Genomic DNA, 16900 nt, shown 5'->3' on the forward strand with positions numbered 1-16900 from the left:
AAGAGCCGTGAACAAGAAAAGACCCGTAAATTTAGATCTACGAACTATTAAACAGCCACTTCCGGCTATCACTTCCATCCTGCATCGTGCATCAGGTTTGGCGCTATTCTTTGGTGCCTTCTTTATGTTGTATGCGCTTGGTTTGTCTCTCGAGTCTGAGCAGGGTTTTGACGCTGCTGCCCAGATGCTGACAGAGAGCTTCTTTGCGAAGTTGATTGCCTGGGGATTGGTTTCAGCATTGCTGTATCACTTCTTTGCCGGTATCAAACATCTGGTGATGGATTTTGGTCATTGTGAAGAACTCGAAAGTGGACAGATGGCTGCCAAAGTCACTCTGATTATCGCTGCGATTTCAATTCTACTGGCGGGAGTATGGATATGGTAACTTCTATTACTAGCTTTGGCCGCAGTGGTCTGTACGACTGGATGATCCAGCGTGTTACTGCTGTTGTGTTAGCTGCTTATACCATCTTTATGATTGGTTATCTGCTGATTAATCCGGAACTGGATTTTCAACAGTGGCAAGAGCTTTTCGAATGCACCGCGATGCGTATCTTTACGCTGCTGACGCTGTTATCTCTGGCGGCGCACGCATGGATCGGTATGTGGTCTATCTCGACTGACTACATTAAGCCGACCGGCATTCGTTTCTTGTTCCAGTCTGCGTGTGGCCTCTTGACGTTTATCTACGTCGTTTGGGGCGTTCAGATCCTGTGGGGAGTATAAGATGAGCAGCAAGCTACGTACCCTGACATTTGACGGTATTGTAATTGGTGGCGGCGGCGCAGGAATGCGTGCAGCACTGCAGCTGGCCCAGGGTGGCCTGAATACCGCATGTATCACAAAAGTATTCCCAACCCGTTCGCATACTGTATCTGCTCAGGGTGGTATTACCTGTGCGATAGCCAGTAATGATCCGAACGATGATTGGCGCTGGCACATGTACGATACCGTTAAAGGTTCCGATTATATCGGTGACCAGGACGCTATCGAATACATGTGTTCTGTCGGCCCTCAGGCTGTATATGAACTTGATCACATGGGAATGCCTTTTTCCCGTACTGAAGAAGGTCGTATTTATCAGCGTCCTTTTGGTGGTCAGTCTAAGAATTTCGGTGAGGGCGGTCAGGCTGCCCGTACCTGTGCCGCGGCCGACCGTACTGGTCACGCGCTGCTGCACACCCTGTATCAGGGTAACATGAAGGCGGGTACTACCTTCCTGAATGAATGGTTCGCCGTTGATCTGGTTAAGAATGATGACGGTGCGGTTGTTGGTGTTATCGCAATCTGCATCGAAACAGGCGAAACTGTCTACGTTAAGGCTAAAGCGACCGTTCTTGCGACCGGTGGTGCAGGTCGGATCTTCCAGTCTACTACTAATGCTCTGATCAATACCGGTGACGGTATGGGTATGTCTCTGCGTGCAGGTGTGCCTGCTCAGGACATGGAGATGTGGCAGTTCCACCCAACCGGTATTGCGGGTGCAGGTGTACTGGTAACTGAAGGTTGTCGTGGTGAGGGTGGCTATCTGGTAAACAAGGATGGCGAGCGTTTCATGGAACGTTATGCGCCTAACGCTAAAGACCTTGCTGGTCGTGACGTTGTGGCTCGTTCGATGGTTCTCGAAATTCTGGCTGGTCGCGGTTGCGGTGAAGACGGTGATCACGTATTCCTGAAGCTGGATCATCTGGGTGAGGACGTGTTGTTGTCCCGTCTGCCTGGTATCTGTGAGCTGTCCAAGACATTTGCTCACGCCGATCCTGTTAAAGAGCCTGTTCCTGTTGTACCGACCTGTCACTATCAGATGGGTGGTGTGACCACTAATATCGGTGGTCAGGCTATCGGAATTGACGAGAGCGGCAATGATCAGATCATTGACGGTCTGTTTGCCTGTGGTGAAGTTGCCTGCGTATCTGTACATGGCGCTAACCGTCTGGGCGGTAATTCTCTGCTTGACCTGGTGGTATTTGGTCGCGCGGCGGGTATTCAGATTGAAAAGCAGATGACGGAAGGTTACGAGGTTGCTGATGCAACTGAGGAAAACCTTGAGCGCGCTATGGCTCGTTTGAACCGTCTGAACAGTTCTACCGGTGGTGAAAAGATTTCTGAAGTTCGTGCTGAGCTGCAGAAAACTATGCAGCTGTACTTCGGTGTGTTCCGCGAAGGCGAGAGCATGGAGAAGGGTCTTGAGTTGCTTAAGACTATTCGTGAGAAGATCGGCAACCTGCATCTGGAGGATAAGTCCCAGGCATTCAATACTGCACGTATCGAAGCGCTTGAGCTGGAAAACCTGATGGAAGTTGCTGAAGCAACTGCGATCGCTGCTGTTACCCGTAAGGAAAGTCGTGGTGCTCACGCCCGTAACGACTTCACCGAGCGTGATGACGAGAACTGGTTGTGCCATTCGCTGTATAACCCGACGACAAAAGAGATCACTAAGCGTGATGTCAACTTTGCGCCGAAGACAGTTGAAGCCTTCCCACCAAAAGTACGAACTTACTAAGGGGTTGTTACGATGCTAGTTAGTGTATATCGCTATAATCCTGAGACCGATGATGCGCCATACATGCAGGATATCCATATCGATATCCCGGGCGGTAAAGACATCATGGTACTGGATCTGCTTCAGTTGCTGAAAGATAAAGATTCTACTCTGGGTTACCGTCGTTCTTGTCGTGAAGGTGTTTGTGGTTCCGACGGCATGAACATGAATGGTAAAAATGGTCTGGCTTGTATCACTCCACTGTCAGAAGTGGTTGTTGCTGATAAGCTGGTGCTGCGTCCATTGCCGGGTCTGCCGGTAATTCGTGACCTGGTTGTCGATATGACCCAGTTCTATACGCAGTATGAAAAGATCAAGCCGTTCCTGATCAACAACACGCCGGCACCTGCAATCGAGCGTCTGCAGTCTCCGGAAGAGCGTGCTGAGCTGGATGGTCTGTACGAGTGTATTCTCTGTGCATGCTGTTCTACCGCTTGTCCTTCTTTCTGGTGGAATCCGGATAAGTTCATCGGACCTTCTGGTCTGTTGCAGGCTTACCGCTTCCTGGCAGATAGTCGTGATACTGCGACCTCGGAGCGACTGACAGATCTTGATGATCCGTTCAGCGTCTTCCGCTGCCACGGTATCATGAACTGTGTCAGCGTTTGCCCTAAGGGTCTTAACCCTACCAAGGCAATTGGCAAGATCCGCAACATGTTGCTACAACAAGCAACCTAAGTTGTAACAGGGCGATTCCTTCGGGACTCGCCCTTTTTTTTGGCTATTGCATACTAGTCAAAAGGCTTATATCTCATTGGCAGGAATCTTTTTAGAATTCTCTGTGCATTAGATATGTAAAGAGCGTTGTAAAAGGCGTAGAATCACGTCCCGTATAACCTGTACCTCATTCAGGGTATATACGTGAGAAATAATAAACGGTAACTAAACAAGGGACGGCTCTGACAAGCCAATCAGTCAGGACGTGGTGCATCCTGAATTATGATTCGCTCCCTTGAGCCAGGGTGATCAAGAATGCAAGAAGGCATAATGGAGCTGATGTGGAAAAACGCCCACCTCTACGGTGGTAATCTTTCTTACATTGAGCAGCTATATGAAACCTATCTGATGGACCCCAACGCTATTCCTCAGGAGTGGCGTGAAGAATTTGACCGACTCCCTAAAGTCGGCGACAACCTGACCCGGGATGTTCCGCATTCCACGGTACAGGAACATTTCCTACATCTGTCAAAGAATCAGCGACGTGCTGCTCCGGCTGCTGCCGGTAGTGTCAGCTCTGAGCATGAAAAGAAGCAGATTCGTGTACTGCGAATGATCAACGCCTATCGGGTGCGTGGTCATCAGGCGGCGGATATAGATCCGTTGAACCTGGCGCAGCGCGAGCCGGTACCGGATCTTGATCCGCGCTTCCATGAGCTGTCTGCCGCTGATTACGACACAACCTTCCAGCTTGGTTCTCTGTTCTTCGGTAAAGAAGAGGCGACCCTGAAGGAGATTCTGGACGACCTTAAGAAGACTTACTGTACGACAGTCGGCGCTGAGTATATGCATATTGTAGATACTCAGGAGAAGCGTTGGATTCAGGCACGTCTGGAGCCCGTTCGTTCTCATCCTGTAGTCGATACAGAGAAGAAGATGATGGTGCTGGAGCGTCTGACCGCAGCGGAAGGCCTTGAGAAATACCTCGGCTCCCGTTTTGCCGGTGCCAAGCGTTTCGGTCTTGAAGGTGGCGAATCCATGATCGTCTCTCTGAATACCCTGATCCAGCGTGCTGGTAAGCAGGGTGCTCGTGAGGTGGTTATCGGTATGGCTCACCGGGGACGTCTGAATACTCTGGTAAACATCTTCGGTAAGAATCCTGCAGAGCTGTTCGGTGAATTCGAGGGTAAGAAAACCCTGGAAACCTCCGGTGACGTTAAATACCATCAGGGCTTCTCATCCAATGTGATGACCGCTGGCGGCGAAGTCCATATGGCGATGGCGTTTAACCCATCTCATCTGGAAATCTCAGCGCCGGTTGTTGAAGGTTCCGTGCGGGCGCGTCAGGATCGTCGTGATGACCCTGTCGGCACCACTGTAGTTCCGGTAAACATTCACGGTGATCAGGCCTTTGCAGGTCAGGGCGTGGTGATGGAGACATTCCAGATGTCCCAGACCCGTGCTTACAAGACCGGCGGTACAATCCATCTGGTAGTAAACAACCAGGTTGGTTTTACCACGAACAAGCAGGAAGACTCGCGTTCTACTGAATACTGTACCGATATCGCTAAGATGGTACAGGCGCCGATCTTCCACGTGAACGGTGATGATCCGGAAGCGGTGCGTTTTGTGACTCAGTTGGCAGTCGATTACCGTACTGAATTCAAGAAAGATGTAGTTATCGATCTGGTATGTTATCGCCGTCGCGGCCATAACGAAGCGGATGAGCCATCCGGTACGCAGCCGCTGATGTACAAACAGATCAAAGCCCAGAAATCCACCCGTGAGCTGTACTCACAGCAATTGATCGCCGAAGGCGTGATTACTGCTGAGCAGAGCAAGCAGATGGAGCAGAATTACCGTAAAGATCTTGAAGACGGTAAGCATGTAACCCACTCACTGGTAATGGAGCCTAAGCAGGAGCTGTTCGTAGACTGGAATCCATACCTGGGTCATGAATGGTCCTTTGACTGCGATACTACTGTTGACAATAAATTGTTGCAGGAGCTGGGTACTAAGATCTGTGAAGTGCCGGAAGGTTTTCAGATGCAGCGTCAGGTGCAGAAGATCTATGATGACCGTAAGCGTATGGCTGTCGGTGCGATGGAGCTTAACTGGGGTATGGCTGAATCACTGGCTTATGCCTCTATTCTTGCTGAAGGTTTTCCGGTGCGGATTACTGGTCAGGATGTCGGCCGTGGTACATTCTCCCATCGTCATGCTGTTTTGCATGATCAGAAAGATGCAACTGTTTACGAGCCGCTGAAGAATATTGCCTCCGATCAGCCTGCGCTGACTATGCACGACTCTTTCCTTTCCGAGGAAGCGGTACTGGCATTTGAATACGGTTATGCCACTACAATGCCGAATGCACTGGTTATCTGGGAAGCTCAGTTTGGTGATTTTGCCAACGGCGCTCAGGTTGTAATCGATCAGTTTATTGCCAGTGGTGAGCATAAGTGGGCCCGTCTCTGTGGTCTGACTCTGCTGCTTCCGCATGGTTTTGAAGGGCAGGGGCCTGAGCACTCTTCAGCCCGTCTGGAGCGTTTTCTGCAATTAAGTGCTGAACATAATATTCAGGTCTGCGTACCGACTACGCCTGCACAGATTTTCCATCTGATGCGTCGTCAGGTCGTGCGTCCGCTCCGTAAGCCTCTGGTCGTTATGTCACCGAAGAGCCTGCTGCGTCATAAGCAAGCTGTTTCGACTCTGGATGAGCTGTCCGAAGGTAGCTTCCAGCCGGTTATTGCCGAGACTGATCAGCTTGACCCGAAGAAGGTCAAGCGACTGGTGCTGTGTAGCGGTAAGGTTTACTACGACCTGTATAACCGCCGTGCAGAACTGGAGAAAGACGATGTTGCGATTGTTCGAATTGAGCAGCTGTATCCGTTCCCGGAACATCAGATGTTCGATGCAATCAAGCAATACACTAACCTTGAATCTGCTGTCTGGTGTCAGGAAGAACCGATGAACCAGGGTGCCTGGTACTGTTCTCAGCACCATATGCGCCATGCGCTGGCTCGCCATAACGACAAGATTCATATGGAAGGTGTGGGTCGTCCGCACGCAGCAGCTCCTGCCGTAGGTTACATATCTGTACACCTCGAGCAGCAGGAAAAACTGGTTAACGAAGCAATTAATGGCCAACAGGCCTGAAACAGACGCCTGTTAGTAGCACTGAGAAAGGAATAAACATGTCAATCGAAATCAAAACGCCGACTTTCCCTGAATCCGTAGCCGACGGTACTGTGGCTACCTGGCACAAGCAGCCGGGTGAGGCTTGTTCTACCGATGAACTGATCGTTGATATTGAAACTGACAAAGTCGTACTTGAAGTTGTTGCACCGGCAGATGGTGTGGTTAAAGAGATCTTCAAGGGCGAAGGCGATACCGTACTGAGTGAAGAAGTTCTGGCGTCTTTCGAGGCTGGCGCTGCTGCTGCACCATCCGCAGCAGCCCCTGCTGCTGAAGCGGCTGCACCTGCGACTGCAACTGATGCCGATAAGGCTGGTCCTGCTGCGCGTAAGCTGATCGACGAGAACGGTCTGGATGCAAGTCAGATTCCGGGTACCGGCAAGAATGGCGGTATCACTAAGGAAGATGTCGTTAACTTCCTTAAGAACAAGCCTGCTGCAGCGCCTGCTGCACCGGTTAAAGTTGACAATGCAGCGGCCCTGAACATCGTGTCCGGTGAGCGTGTTGAGAAGCGCGTACCGATGACCCGTCTGCGTGCGACCATCGCTAAGCGTCTGGTTGAAGCGCAGCAGACTGCTGCGATGCTGACCACATACAACGAAGTAAATATGAAGCCGGTTATGGAGCTGCGTAAGCAGTATAAAGACCTGTTCGAAAAGACCCACAACGGTACTCGTCTGGGCTTTATGTCTTTCTTCGTAAAAGCGACAACTGAAGCGTTGAAACGTTTCCCTGCTGTAAATGCCTCTATCGATGGTAACGACATGGTTTACCACGGTTATCAGGATATCGGTGTTGCGGTTTCTACCGAACGCGGCCTGATGGTACCTGTACTGCGTGATACCGATGCGATGAGCCTGGCGGATGTTGAATCTACTATCCGTGACTTCGGTATGCGTGGCCGTGACGGCAAGCTGGGTATGGATGATATGCAGGGTGGTACTTTCACCATCACAAACGGTGGTGTATTCGGGTCCCTGATGTCTACGCCGATCCTGAACCCACCACAGACTGCAATCCTGGGTATGCACAAGATTCAGGAGCGTCCAATGGCGGTTAATGGTCAGGTAGAAATACTGCCGATGATGTATCTGGCACTGTCCTACGACCATCGTATGATTGATGGTAAAGAAGCTGTACAATTCCTCGTGGCTATTAAAGACCTTCTGGAAGATCCTGCACGCATCCTGCTGGAAGTCTGAGTCAGTCCCTAATTGTAACGAATTGATAGGAATCAAAAATGTCAGATAAATTTGATGTAATTGTTGTTGGTGCCGGCCCTGGTGGATATGTAGCCGCTATCCGCGCCGCTCAGCTGGGTCTGAAAACTGCGTGCGTTGAGAAATGGGTCGATGATAAAGGTGCAACTGTTCTGGGCGGTACTTGCCTGAACGTTGGTTGTATCCCGTCTAAGGCGCTGCTTGAGTCTACTCATCAGTTCCATAAGACGCAGCACGCTGATGTGCATGGAATCCAGACTGGCGAAGTCTCCATGGATGTTAAACAGATGGTTGCGCGTAAGGATAAGATCGTTACGAACCTGACCGGCGGTATCGCGGGTCTGTTCAAGGCTAACGGTGTTACTTTGCTTTCCGGTATGGGTAAGCTGCTGGCTAACAAGCAGGTTGAAGTGACTGCGGCAGATGGTACTGCGACTGTATACCCTGCTGAAAACGTGATACTGGCGTCTGGTTCTGTGCCGGTAAATATTCCGCCAGCGCCACTGACAGAAGGTCTGATCCTGGATAACGCAGGCGCACTGAACATTGATGAGACGCCTAAGCGTCTGGGTGTTATCGGAGCTGGCGTTATCGGTCTTGAGATGGGCTCTGTATGGGCGCGTCTGGGTACTGAAGTAACCGTACTTGAAGCGATGGATGACTTCCTGCCGATGGCTGATAAAGACGTTGCTAAAGAAGCAGCGAAGATCTTTAAGAAGCAGAAGCTGGATATCAAGCTGGGTGCTCTGGTAACAGGTACTGAAGTAGTCGATGGTAAGGAAGTAAAAGTTACCTATAAAGACTCTAAAGGCGAGCAGGAAATCGTTGTTGATAAGCTGATCGTAGCGGTTGGCCGTCGTCCACAGACTCAGGGTCTGCTGGCTGACGATTCCGGTGTTCAGCTGGACGAGCGCGGCTTTATCTTCGTTAATGGCAAGTGCCAGACTGAAGCGCCAGGCGTATATGCCATCGGTGACTCTGTTCGTGGTCCTATGCTGGCTCACAAAGCGTCAGAAGAAGGCATTATGGTGGCTGATATTATCGCTGGTCACCACGCACAGATGAACTATGACGTAATTCCTAGCATCATCTACACTCACCCTGAGCTGGCGTGGGTTGGTAAGACTGAGCAGGAGCTAAAGGCTGAAGGCGTTGCTGTTAAGGTGGGTAAATTCCCATTCGCAGCATCTGGCCGTGCTATGGCTGCTGACGATACCGACGGTTTCGTTAAGATGATTGCTGATGAAGCGACCGACCGTATTCTGGGTGTGCACATGGTTGGCGGTATCGCTTCTGAGCTGATCGCTCAGGCGGCTATCGCCATGGAATTCGGCTCAACTGCTGAAGACCTGCAGCTGACCGTATTTGCGCATCCTACAGTGTCTGAAGCGGTACATGAAGCTGCGCTGGCTGTCGATGGTCATGCTATACATATGGCTAATCGTAAAAAGCGTAAGTAAGGTTTAAGATTTCGACTGGGCATTGCCCGGTCGATTAACGTTGTGAGCCAAAAAGAGCTCGCAGCTGTTGGGCTGCAAAAAGATACTCTCTCCATATCGTTTTGCAGAGTCCTCAAAAGTGTGAAAAAACGACGGATTAGAGCATGAATCTTCATGAGTACCAGGGTAAACAACTGTTTGCCGAATATGGTCTGCCGGTTTCTAAAGGAATCGCGGTAGATACTCCGGAAGCTGCTGCTGAAGCGGCTCAGAAAATTGGTGGTGACAAGTGGGTTGTTAAGACTCAGGTTCACGCAGGCGGCCGTGGTAAGGCTGGCGGCGTTAAGCTGATCAACTCTCCAGCTGAAGCAGCAGAATTCGCTGCTAACTGGCTGGGTAAAAACCTGGTTACCTATCAGACTGATGCAAATGGTCAGCCTGTTGCTAAAATTCTGGTAGAAGACTGTACCGATATCGCTAATGAGCTGTATCTGGGTGCGGTTGTTGACCGTTCTTCTCGTCGTATCGTATTTATGGCATCCACCGAAGGTGGTGTTGAGATCGAGAAAGTAGCGGAAGAAACGCCGGAAAAAATCCTCAAAGCAACTATCGATCCAGTAACCGGTGCGCAGCCTTATCAGGCACGTGAGCTGGCATTCAAACTGGGTCTGGAAGGTGTTCAGATTAAGCAGTTTACTCAGATCTTCATGGGTCTGGCTAAGATGTTTAAAGAGAAAGACCTGGCGCTGCTGGAAATTAACCCATTGGTTATTACCGATGCCGGAAATCTGCATTGTCTGGATGCTAAAGTCGCGATCGATGGTAACTCTGTTTACCGTCATAAAGATCTGCAGGCTATGCATGATCCATCACAGGAAGACGAGCGTGAAGCACGTGCGGCTCAGTGGGACCTGAACTACGTAGCGCTGGATGGCAGCATCGGCTGCATGGTTAACGGTGCTGGTCTGGCAATGGGTACAATGGATATCGTATCCCTGCACGGTGGCTTCCCGGCAAACTTCCTGGACGTTGGTGGCGGCGCGACTAAAGAGCGTGTTACCGAAGCTTTCAAAATTATTCTGGAAGATTCCAAGGTTAAAGCTGTCCTGGTTAACATCTTCGGCGGTATCGTTCGTTGCGACCTGATCGCAGAAGGTATCATCGGCGCGGTTAAAGAAGTCGGCGTAGAAGTTCCAGTTGTAGTTCGTCTGGAAGGTAACAATGCTGAGCTGGGTTCTAAGCTTCTGTCCGATTCCGGTCTGGATATTATCGCAGCAACTAGTTTGACTGACGCTGCAGAGCAGGCAGTTAAAGCAGCGGAGGGTAAATAACAATGTCCGTTCTGATTAACAAAGACACCAAGGTAATCTGTCAGGGTTTCACTGGTGGTCAGGGTACCTTCCACTCTGAGCAAGCGATCGCTTACGGCACTAAGATGGTTGGCGGTGTAACGCCAGGCAAAGGTGGTTCTCAGCACCTGGGTCTGCCAGTATTCAATACTGTTGCTGAAGCAGTAGCTGAAACTGGTGCCACTGCTTCTGTTATCTACGTACCAGCGGCATTCTGTAAGGATTCTATCCTGGAAGCTGCGAACGGCGGTATCAAGCTTATCGTATGTATCACTGAGCACATTCCGGTTATGGATATGCTGGAGTGTAAAGTGGTATGCGATGATCTGGGTGTACGCCTGATTGGACCTAACTGCCCGGGTGTAATCACTCCGGGTGAATGTAAGATCGGCATCATGCCTGGTCACATTCACTTGCCAGGTAAGGTTGGTATCGTATCCCGTTCCGGTACTCTGACGTATGAAGCAGTTAAGCAGACGACTGATGCTGGTTTTGGTCAGTCTACCTGTGTTGGTATCGGTGGTGATCCTATCCCTGGTTCTAACTTCATCGATATTCTGGAAATGTTCCAGAACGATCCACAGACTGAAGCGATCGTAATGATCGGTGAGATCGGTGGTTCTGCTGAAGAAGAAGCAGCTGATTTCATCAAGGCTAACGTAACTAAGCCTGTTGTATCTTACATCGCTGGTGTAACTGCACCTGCTGGTAAGCGTATGGGTCACGCTGGTGCTATCATCTCCGGTGGTAAGGGTACTGCAGACGAGAAGTTTGCTGCGCTTGAAGCCGCTGGCGTTAAGACAGTTCGCTCCCTGGCTCAGATCGCTGACGGTCTGCGCGAAGTGACTGGTTGGGAATAAACAACCAGCTGCTAGTGGCTAGCCGCGGTGTTGCCGCTTGCTAGTTGCTAAATTAAAAAAACCGCCGATCGGCGGTTTTTTTGTGTCTGATGGTTGAGTCTCGGTTTATGGCAGAGGTATGCTGCTGTTAAATATCCTAAGGAATTTCTATGAGTTTGTTTTCTTCTATTAAGTCTATGTTCTCCGGTGGCGAGACTGCGCCTAAAGAGCCTGAGTCTCTGCCTGCGGTTGAGTATAATGGTTTTACTATTACACCTGCTCCCGTGCAAGAGGCGGCTGGTTTCAGGATTAACGGAGCTATTAGCAAGGGTGAATTGAGCCATGCCTTTATTCGGGCGGATACGCTACCCTCTGCTCAGATGTGCGCTGATGAGATGGTGCGTAAGGCTAAGCAGATGATTGATCAGCAGGGTGATCGACTCTTTGGCTGAGCTTCAGTGTAAGGTCAGGCGCTGCTGTGGTGTATAGGTGCAGAAGCTATCTGTCCAGGTTAATTCCGCTCTTTCCGCCTGTGCTTTTCATATAACCAATCTTTGCCTTGCCGGGAAAGTTCGGATTGAATCTGCATTCCAGGCGAATGCTGTCTTTGTCCGTATAGTAAGTAAGGCTTGCTGATTTTTTAGATAGCCAGCGGGCGTGGCTTAGTTTCTGGTTATCCCAGATGCTTGCCCAGCGCTGGTCTCGCTGGCTGGCGCGGTTGAAGGCTGCGGCGCAGTTGTTTTGCGCATTGGTCTGGTTGAGCTCGGCCCAGCATCTTAGATCCTGCTTGCATGCAATCTTTTGGCGGCGCTGAGTATTGCTTTTCAGTAACCTTACGCACTGGCTGACCAGTTCCGTCTTGCCAAGCTTCTGGCAGTTCTGAATATCCTGCTTGCTGACTGCCATTGAGGGCGGTGCAAGGCTCATCAAGAGTATTGCAAGCATTACGCGCATTTTGAATTCCTTTTGTCAGGCGGCTTTCAGTGTATTCGATCTGATAAATCCGATGAAGTGAAATTTGTAATTACCGATGGTGGTGTCAGTCTTTCGCGTAGATACTATTGATAATGCCAGTGTGGATTATCATATGACACAGAAAACCCTTTTTTCTCGCTATTTAAAAGATCTGAAGCCTGGGACGTTGATCTGGATCGGTCTGCGTCCGGGTCGTAAGCAGGATATGGTGTCAGTTGATTCTGTGTTGGCTATCAAATCGTTAGGCCTTGAGGGCGATCATCGTTGCGCTAAGACCCCAGGCTCAGCAAGGCAGGTAACGATTATCTCTGAAGAGTTTATTGACCTTATAGCCCGGTATTCGGGTCATGCCACGATTGACCCTGCATTACTGCGCAGAAATTTAGTAGTGCGGGGGGTTAATCTAAACGCATTGCGGCATCAGTGCTTTCAGATCGGTGGTGCGTTGTTTGAGGCTACCGCATTGTGTCATCCCTGTTCCCGGATGGATCGGGCACTGGGGCAGGGTGGTGCAGCGGCTATGTTGGGGTATGGTGGGCTCTGTGCACGGATTCTGCAAAGCGGGACGATCTCTGTCGGTGATAAGTTGATTCCCCTGATGGATGAATAAATTGTGTGTGCTAGGGTGTTAGCGGCCGGTTAGCGTGTTGATGGCTTGTATTTGCAAAAGCCAGAATAATTCCAAGAATTACACCAAGGAAGGCGGCGAACAGTATTCGGTACTGTTCAGGTAAAAGGAATGTCAGAGTGTGGGCTGGAATCCAGAAGAGTGGAATGGTTTTTTTCAATACAAATGACCACTGCTTGTTCCAGTCCATAGTAGTTAGAATGTAGCCGAAATTAATTGGTTTTATCAGGCTGATCAGTTGTCCGCCATGCTGTTTGATATGTTCATCAGTGATCTTGTGTAGAATCATCAGCCAGGAGCCGAAAATCAGATTGATTGCCAGGCTGATACTGAAGGCGACGGCCAGTTTATCTACAGACAATGGGCCTGTCAGTATGGCTTTGGCGTCCTGTATGTTGAGCAGATAAAGGGCTGTCGGAACCCCGCTAGCAAAAATGGTAAAGCTGAATTTTACAAAAATCCCGAACACTCCCCAGGCAATTGCTTTGGGGAGGATGCCAAAGTTTTTCAGATTGTAGTTGCCAGAGGAGATCCGCTGTCCGATTATCTCACCCAAGGTTGCCAGTAAGGCGAATTTGATGAAGCTGGACAGTAGGGGGTGCGCAATATTGGCTTGTTTTAATAAGGCCGCAGAGTCGCCGTACAGTCCTGATAATGCCAGTGGTATCAGTAACAGCAAAATATACAGATCATCACGTTTCAGCATTCAGTTTCTTCTTACAGTTATTCATATAGTTCAATGTGAGCCAGTTCTATTAAAACCTTTAGTTGGCTTGTATAACAGTCCTGCCTGGAACAACTGTTTCCCGTAAAAGGATCTAATTGCTGTTATAGAGTTTATTGATTGTTGTTGTTGCTCCGCTTGACCTGTCTACTGGTATAGGCCTGATACTAGCCGTGAATCTTAAGTGAGGTGATGTTGTGTTTACCGTATCTAATCTTGCTGAGCGGGCGGGCTTGTCTCGTACCAGTGTTCTTTACTATGAAAGGGAGGGGTTGTTGCTTCCGGCAGCGAGAGCCGCTAATGGTTATCGTTTGTATAGTGATAAAGAGCTGGATCGATTGCAGTTGATCGTAAATTACCGCGCTCTGGGCTTGCCTGTTGCTGAGATCCGGGTGCTGCTCGACCGAGACGCAGGGGTACAGCAGAAAATCCTTCAGCGACAGTTGGTGCATCTGCAGGGGGAGATTGAGCGTCTGCAACAACAGCAGCGAACAATTGTTAGTTTTTTGGAACAGCCGGAATCTGAGGAAAAAATTATGGTAAGTAAGGAGCGTTGGACTGCGATAATGCGGGCCTCAGGAATGACTGATGAGGATATGCGTAACTGGCATGTCCAGTTTGAAAAACTAGAGCCGCAAGGGCATCAGGAGTTTCTTGAATCGTTAAAAATTGATGCCGAGGAGATTAAAACTATTCGTCAGTGGTCGAAGGAGGGGTAAGTTATAGTGCTTTCCTTTTAGCAACAAAAAACGCGCCCGGGGCGCGTTTTTTATTTGATCAGCAATGCTTAGTCGCGATTTTCGCGGCGTGGCTTGCGCGGTGCGTTACGGTCGCTGCTGCTGCGGCCACGACCTTTATTGTCCGGACGAGGCTTGCGGCGAGCTGGGCGTGCAACTTCACCTTCCATCAGGGTGATGTTGGTTTTCTTGCGGCAGATCTGCACGTCTTTCAGGTGTTTCAGCATATCCTCTGGCATGCCTTTTGGTAGCTGTACGGTGCTGTACTCGTCGTGCAGGCGGATATCACCAATATGACGGCTGTTGATGTCTGCTTCGTTGGCAATAGCGCCAACAATGTTCTTCACCTGAACGCCATCGTTACGGCCAACATCAAGACGGTAGACGTCGAGATCTGCATAGTTAATACGTTCGCGCTTGCCGCCGCCTTCGCCGTCACGATCATCTCGCTCGCGGCGTGGGCGTGGTTCTGGCTCAGGTGGCAGAATCAGAGGTTTCTCTTTCTGTGCCATGAACAGCAGGGCAGATGCCAGATCCAGGGTTTCAAGCTCGGTATCGACAGCCAGCTGGTCAACCAGTTCGCGGTATGCGCTCATATCTTCATCGTTGAAAATAGAGGAGATCTGTTCGCGGAAAGATTCCAGGCGGCGGTTCTGAACCATATCGCGGGATGGCAGGTCCATCTGTTTGATTGGCTGGCGGGTTGCGCGTTCGATCTGCTTCAGCAGGCGACGCTCGCGTGGTGCAACAAACAGGATCGCTTTGCCGTCACGGCCGGCGCGGCCAGTACGGCCGATGCGGTGTACGTATGCTTCGGTATCGTAAGGGATGTCGTAGTTTACCACCAGGCCAACACGTTCAACGTCCAAGCCTCGGGCGGCAACGTCGGTTGCTACCAGAATATCCAGCTGGGCATTTTTCAGGCGTTGAACGGTACGCTCACGCAGTTGCTGGTTCATGTCGCCGTTGAGTGCTGCGGCAGCGTAACCACGGGCTTCCAGTTTTTCGGCCAGTTCTGTGGTTGCTGTCTTGGTGCGGGCGAAAATGATAATGCCGCCGAAATCTTCAGTTTCAAGAATGCGCACCAGAGCATCGAGCTTATTGGTGCCGGATACGATCCAGCATTTTTGCTCAATGTTTTCCATGGTGGTTGTCTTGGAAGCGATTTTTACTTCCTGAGGGTCGCGCATGTAGCGTTTGGTGATGCGACGAATCTGTTCCGGCATGGTGGCTGAGAACAGGGCTGTCTGACGTTCGGACGGCGTTTTGGCCATGATGGTTTCAACGTCATCGATAAAGCCCATGCGCAGCATTTCATCGGCTTCGTCCAGTACCATCGCTTTCAGTTCGTCCAGTACCAGTGTTCCGCGGTTCAGGTGGTCCATAATCCGGCCTGGTGTGCCAACTACCACGTGTGGTCCGCGGCGCAGCTGTTTCAGCTGCAGGCTGTAGCTCTGGCCGCCGTAGATTGGCAGTACGTGAAAACCAGGAATGTGGCGGGCATAGGCCTGGAAGGCTTCTGCAACCTGAACCGCAAGTTCGCGGGTCGGTGCCAGTACAAGAACCTGAGGTTTGTTTTGCTTCAGATCAATACGGCTTACCAGTGGTAGGGCAAAAGCAGCGGTTTTACCGGTACCAGTCTGGGCCATTCCCAGTACGTCCTTTCCGTCTTGTAACAGAGGGATACACGCAGCCTGAATTGGCGATGGCGTTTCGTAACCAAGCTCTGTGATGGATTTAAGAACGGAAGAAGGAAGATCTAGATCGCTGAATGCGACTGGGGTATCTGACATGTTTGATGGCACCGGAAGGATTTTCGAAACGCAGGATTATACGCCTGTTTCTGTCTAAAAGCCCGTGTTTTATACTGTTGATTGTAGATGATTCGCTCTTTTTGGGGCTTATTTGAGGCAAATATTGCCATACCAGGCGGTTGATCGGTTTTTGCTATTATCGCTGTCGCTCATGATTGCGATCGCTTCAATCTGTTGATAGGTTTTACCAAAAGCGGTTTTCAAATCCTGTTGCAGATTGCGGCTGTGAGAAATCCAGCGGTTTAGTTGTTTATCGCCGCTGTCAACGGCCCACATAACTGCATTGCTGGTATAGGCATTCGGCCAGCGGCTTTCGGTTGGTTGGCTGCTTGCCCAGACGTACACCAGGGTGTGTGTTTGCCAGAAAAAAGGGCCGTCGGAAACGATCACGTAGATGCGCGCCGGGTAATCGTCACCGGCCTTACTTGTTTCGTCGATCGAGGGAAAGGTGTTGGCGACTTTCCAGCTCCACTCCAGGGTTGTTGTCGGGCTGATGGGCAGTTGCTGTTCATAATACAGGCCTGATGCTGAATCGTCCGATACGGCCTGTAGTACTGGCTGATTATTGTCTTTGGTTATCTGATAGTGGGTAGTGCCTGAAAATGTTTTTTCGTGCCACTGTTTGATGCCGTTTTCATCGAATAATGGAATAGTCATTGCGCCGGCGTGACTGCTGGGCAGGGCTATAATCAGTGAGGTTATTATACTTTTCCAGCTAGGCATTCTGGTTTCCCGGGATGTTGAATTCGCAGCAGATTGTTGGCTCACTGTAACACTTTTT

The 16900-nt window shown here is 50.3% G+C and carries 16 protein-coding genes; 12 read left to right on the plus strand and 4 right to left on the minus strand.

Translation table 11 applies throughout. From position 1 onward, the window contains the following. Window positions 1-7 precede the first annotated feature (7 nt). From sdhC to ACQUQM_RS03510, 10 genes are all read left to right on the plus strand, one after another. Window positions 8-385 (plus strand): succinate dehydrogenase, cytochrome b556 subunit, encoded by a 378-nt coding sequence (gene sdhC, locus ACQUQM_RS03465; RefSeq protein WP_432473090.1) that lies wholly within the window; start codon window positions 8-10, stop codon window positions 383-385. Further along, window positions 379-726 (plus strand): succinate dehydrogenase, hydrophobic membrane anchor protein, encoded by a 348-nt coding sequence (sdhD, locus tag ACQUQM_RS03470; protein ID WP_432474792.1) that lies wholly within the window; start codon window positions 379-381, stop codon window positions 724-726. Before sdhC ends, sdhD begins: the two co-directional genes overlap by 7 nt. A 1-nt stretch (window position 727) precedes the next feature. After that, window positions 728-2503, plus strand: a complete 1776-nt coding sequence (gene sdhA, locus ACQUQM_RS03475) for a succinate dehydrogenase flavoprotein subunit (RefSeq protein ID WP_432473091.1) — start codon at window positions 728-730, stop codon at window positions 2501-2503. A gap of 12 nt (window positions 2504-2515) precedes the next feature. Beyond that, window positions 2516-3220, plus strand: coding sequence for a succinate dehydrogenase iron-sulfur subunit (locus ACQUQM_RS03480; RefSeq protein ID WP_432473092.1), 705 nt, complete (start codon window positions 2516-2518; stop codon window positions 3218-3220). A gap of 294 nt (window positions 3221-3514) precedes the next feature. Beyond that, a complete protein-coding gene (locus tag ACQUQM_RS03485; RefSeq protein ID WP_432473093.1) occupies window positions 3515-6355 on the plus strand; it encodes a 2-oxoglutarate dehydrogenase E1 component in 2841 nt (946 codons plus the stop codon). Window positions 6356-6393: 38 nt separating this feature from the next. Continuing rightward, the gene (odhB, locus tag ACQUQM_RS03490) at window positions 6394-7596 is read left to right on the plus strand and encodes a 2-oxoglutarate dehydrogenase complex dihydrolipoyllysine-residue succinyltransferase (RefSeq protein WP_432473094.1); all 1203 of its coding nucleotides are present in this window, start codon (window positions 6394-6396) and stop codon (window positions 7594-7596) included. A gap of 38 nt (window positions 7597-7634) precedes the next feature. After that, a complete protein-coding gene (gene lpdA, locus ACQUQM_RS03495; RefSeq protein WP_432473095.1) occupies window positions 7635-9074 on the plus strand; it encodes a dihydrolipoyl dehydrogenase in 1440 nt (479 codons plus the stop codon). Window positions 9075-9217: 143 nt separating this feature from the next. Further along, on the plus strand, window positions 9218-10384 hold the full coding sequence (sucC, locus tag ACQUQM_RS03500) for an ADP-forming succinate--CoA ligase subunit beta (protein ID WP_432473096.1): 1167 nt from the start codon (window positions 9218-9220) through the stop codon (window positions 10382-10384). A gap of 2 nt (window positions 10385-10386) precedes the next feature. Continuing rightward, window positions 10387-11262, plus strand: a complete 876-nt coding sequence (gene sucD, locus ACQUQM_RS03505) for a succinate--CoA ligase subunit alpha (protein WP_432473097.1) — start codon at window positions 10387-10389, stop codon at window positions 11260-11262. A gap of 149 nt (window positions 11263-11411) precedes the next feature. Next, window positions 11412-11693 (plus strand): HlyU family transcriptional regulator, encoded by a 282-nt coding sequence (locus ACQUQM_RS03510; RefSeq protein WP_432473098.1) that lies wholly within the window; start codon window positions 11412-11414, stop codon window positions 11691-11693. 46 nt (window positions 11694-11739) lie between these two features. Here ACQUQM_RS03510 and ACQUQM_RS03515 read toward each other — a convergent pair whose 3' ends face one another. After that, window positions 11740-12195 carry a hypothetical protein gene (locus ACQUQM_RS03515; protein WP_432473099.1) on the minus strand — a complete coding sequence of 152 codons (456 nt, stop codon included), beginning with the start codon at window positions 12193-12195 and terminating at the stop codon, window positions 11740-11742. Between the two features lie 133 nt (window positions 12196-12328). On the opposite strand from ACQUQM_RS03515, the gene ACQUQM_RS03520 reads away from it, so the two are divergent. Next, window positions 12329-12826, plus strand: a complete 498-nt coding sequence (locus ACQUQM_RS03520) for an MOSC domain-containing protein (RefSeq protein ID WP_432473100.1) — start codon at window positions 12329-12331, stop codon at window positions 12824-12826. A 10-nt stretch (window positions 12827-12836) separates the two neighbouring features. Here ACQUQM_RS03520 and ACQUQM_RS03525 read toward each other — a convergent pair whose 3' ends face one another. After that, window positions 12837-13550 carry a hypothetical protein gene (locus ACQUQM_RS03525; RefSeq protein ID WP_432473101.1) on the minus strand — a complete coding sequence of 238 codons (714 nt, stop codon included), beginning with the start codon at window positions 13548-13550 and terminating at the stop codon, window positions 12837-12839. Window positions 13551-13765: 215 nt separating this feature from the next. Between ACQUQM_RS03525 and ACQUQM_RS03530 the strand changes: the two genes are divergently transcribed. After that, entirely contained in the window at window positions 13766-14287 is a 522-nt protein-coding gene (locus ACQUQM_RS03530; protein WP_432473102.1) for a MerR family transcriptional regulator, read from the plus strand. Window positions 14288-14355: 68 nt separating this feature from the next. Here the strand turns inward: ACQUQM_RS03530 and ACQUQM_RS03535 are convergent, their stop codons facing one another. Next, complete coding sequence (locus ACQUQM_RS03535; protein WP_432473103.1) at window positions 14356-16098, minus strand: DEAD/DEAH box helicase; 1743 nt, start codon at window positions 16096-16098, stop codon at window positions 14356-14358. A 108-nt stretch (window positions 16099-16206) separates the two neighbouring features. After that, window positions 16207-16842, minus strand: coding sequence for a DUF3047 domain-containing protein (locus tag ACQUQM_RS03540; RefSeq protein ID WP_432473104.1), 636 nt, complete (start codon window positions 16840-16842; stop codon window positions 16207-16209). Between the last annotated feature and the right edge of the window lie 58 nt (window positions 16843-16900).

It is taken from the genome of Amphritea sp. HPY, assembly GCF_050870985.1.
Lineage (GTDB): Bacteria > Pseudomonadota > Gammaproteobacteria > Pseudomonadales > Balneatricaceae > Amphritea.

Bases quoted from the DNA above. Each gene is read 5' to 3' on its own strand.
- sdhD (WP_432474792.1), top strand. From the start codon at position 379: ATGGTAACTTCTATTACTAGCTTTGGCCGCAGTGGTCTGTACGACTGG.
- sdhA (WP_432473091.1), top strand. From the start codon at position 728: ATGAGCAGCAAGCTACGTACCCTGACATTTGACGGTATTGTAATTGGT.
- ACQUQM_RS03480 (WP_432473092.1), top strand. From the start codon at position 2,516: ATGCTAGTTAGTGTATATCGCTATAATCCTGAGACCGATGATGCGCCA.
- ACQUQM_RS03485 (WP_432473093.1), top strand. From the start codon at position 3,515: ATGCAAGAAGGCATAATGGAGCTGATGTGGAAAAACGCCCACCTCTAC.
- odhB (WP_432473094.1), top strand. From the start codon at position 6,394: ATGTCAATCGAAATCAAAACGCCGACTTTCCCTGAATCCGTAGCCGAC.
- lpdA (WP_432473095.1), top strand. From the start codon at position 7,635: ATGTCAGATAAATTTGATGTAATTGTTGTTGGTGCCGGCCCTGGTGGA.
- sucC (WP_432473096.1), top strand. From the start codon at position 9,218: ATGAATCTTCATGAGTACCAGGGTAAACAACTGTTTGCCGAATATGGT.
- sucD (WP_432473097.1), top strand. From the start codon at position 10,387: ATGTCCGTTCTGATTAACAAAGACACCAAGGTAATCTGTCAGGGTTTC.
- ACQUQM_RS03510 (WP_432473098.1), top strand. From the start codon at position 11,412: ATGAGTTTGTTTTCTTCTATTAAGTCTATGTTCTCCGGTGGCGAGACT.
- ACQUQM_RS03515 (WP_432473099.1), bottom strand. From the start codon at position 12,195: ATGCGCGTAATGCTTGCAATACTCTTGATGAGCCTTGCACCGCCCTCA.
- ACQUQM_RS03520 (WP_432473100.1), top strand. From the start codon at position 12,329: ATGACACAGAAAACCCTTTTTTCTCGCTATTTAAAAGATCTGAAGCCT.
- ACQUQM_RS03525 (WP_432473101.1), bottom strand. From the start codon at position 13,550: ATGCTGAAACGTGATGATCTGTATATTTTGCTGTTACTGATACCACTG.
- ACQUQM_RS03535 (WP_432473103.1), bottom strand. From the start codon at position 16,098: ATGTCAGATACCCCAGTCGCATTCAGCGATCTAGATCTTCCTTCTTCC.
- ACQUQM_RS03540 (WP_432473104.1), bottom strand. From the start codon at position 16,842: ATGCCTAGCTGGAAAAGTATAATAACCTCACTGATTATAGCCCTGCCC.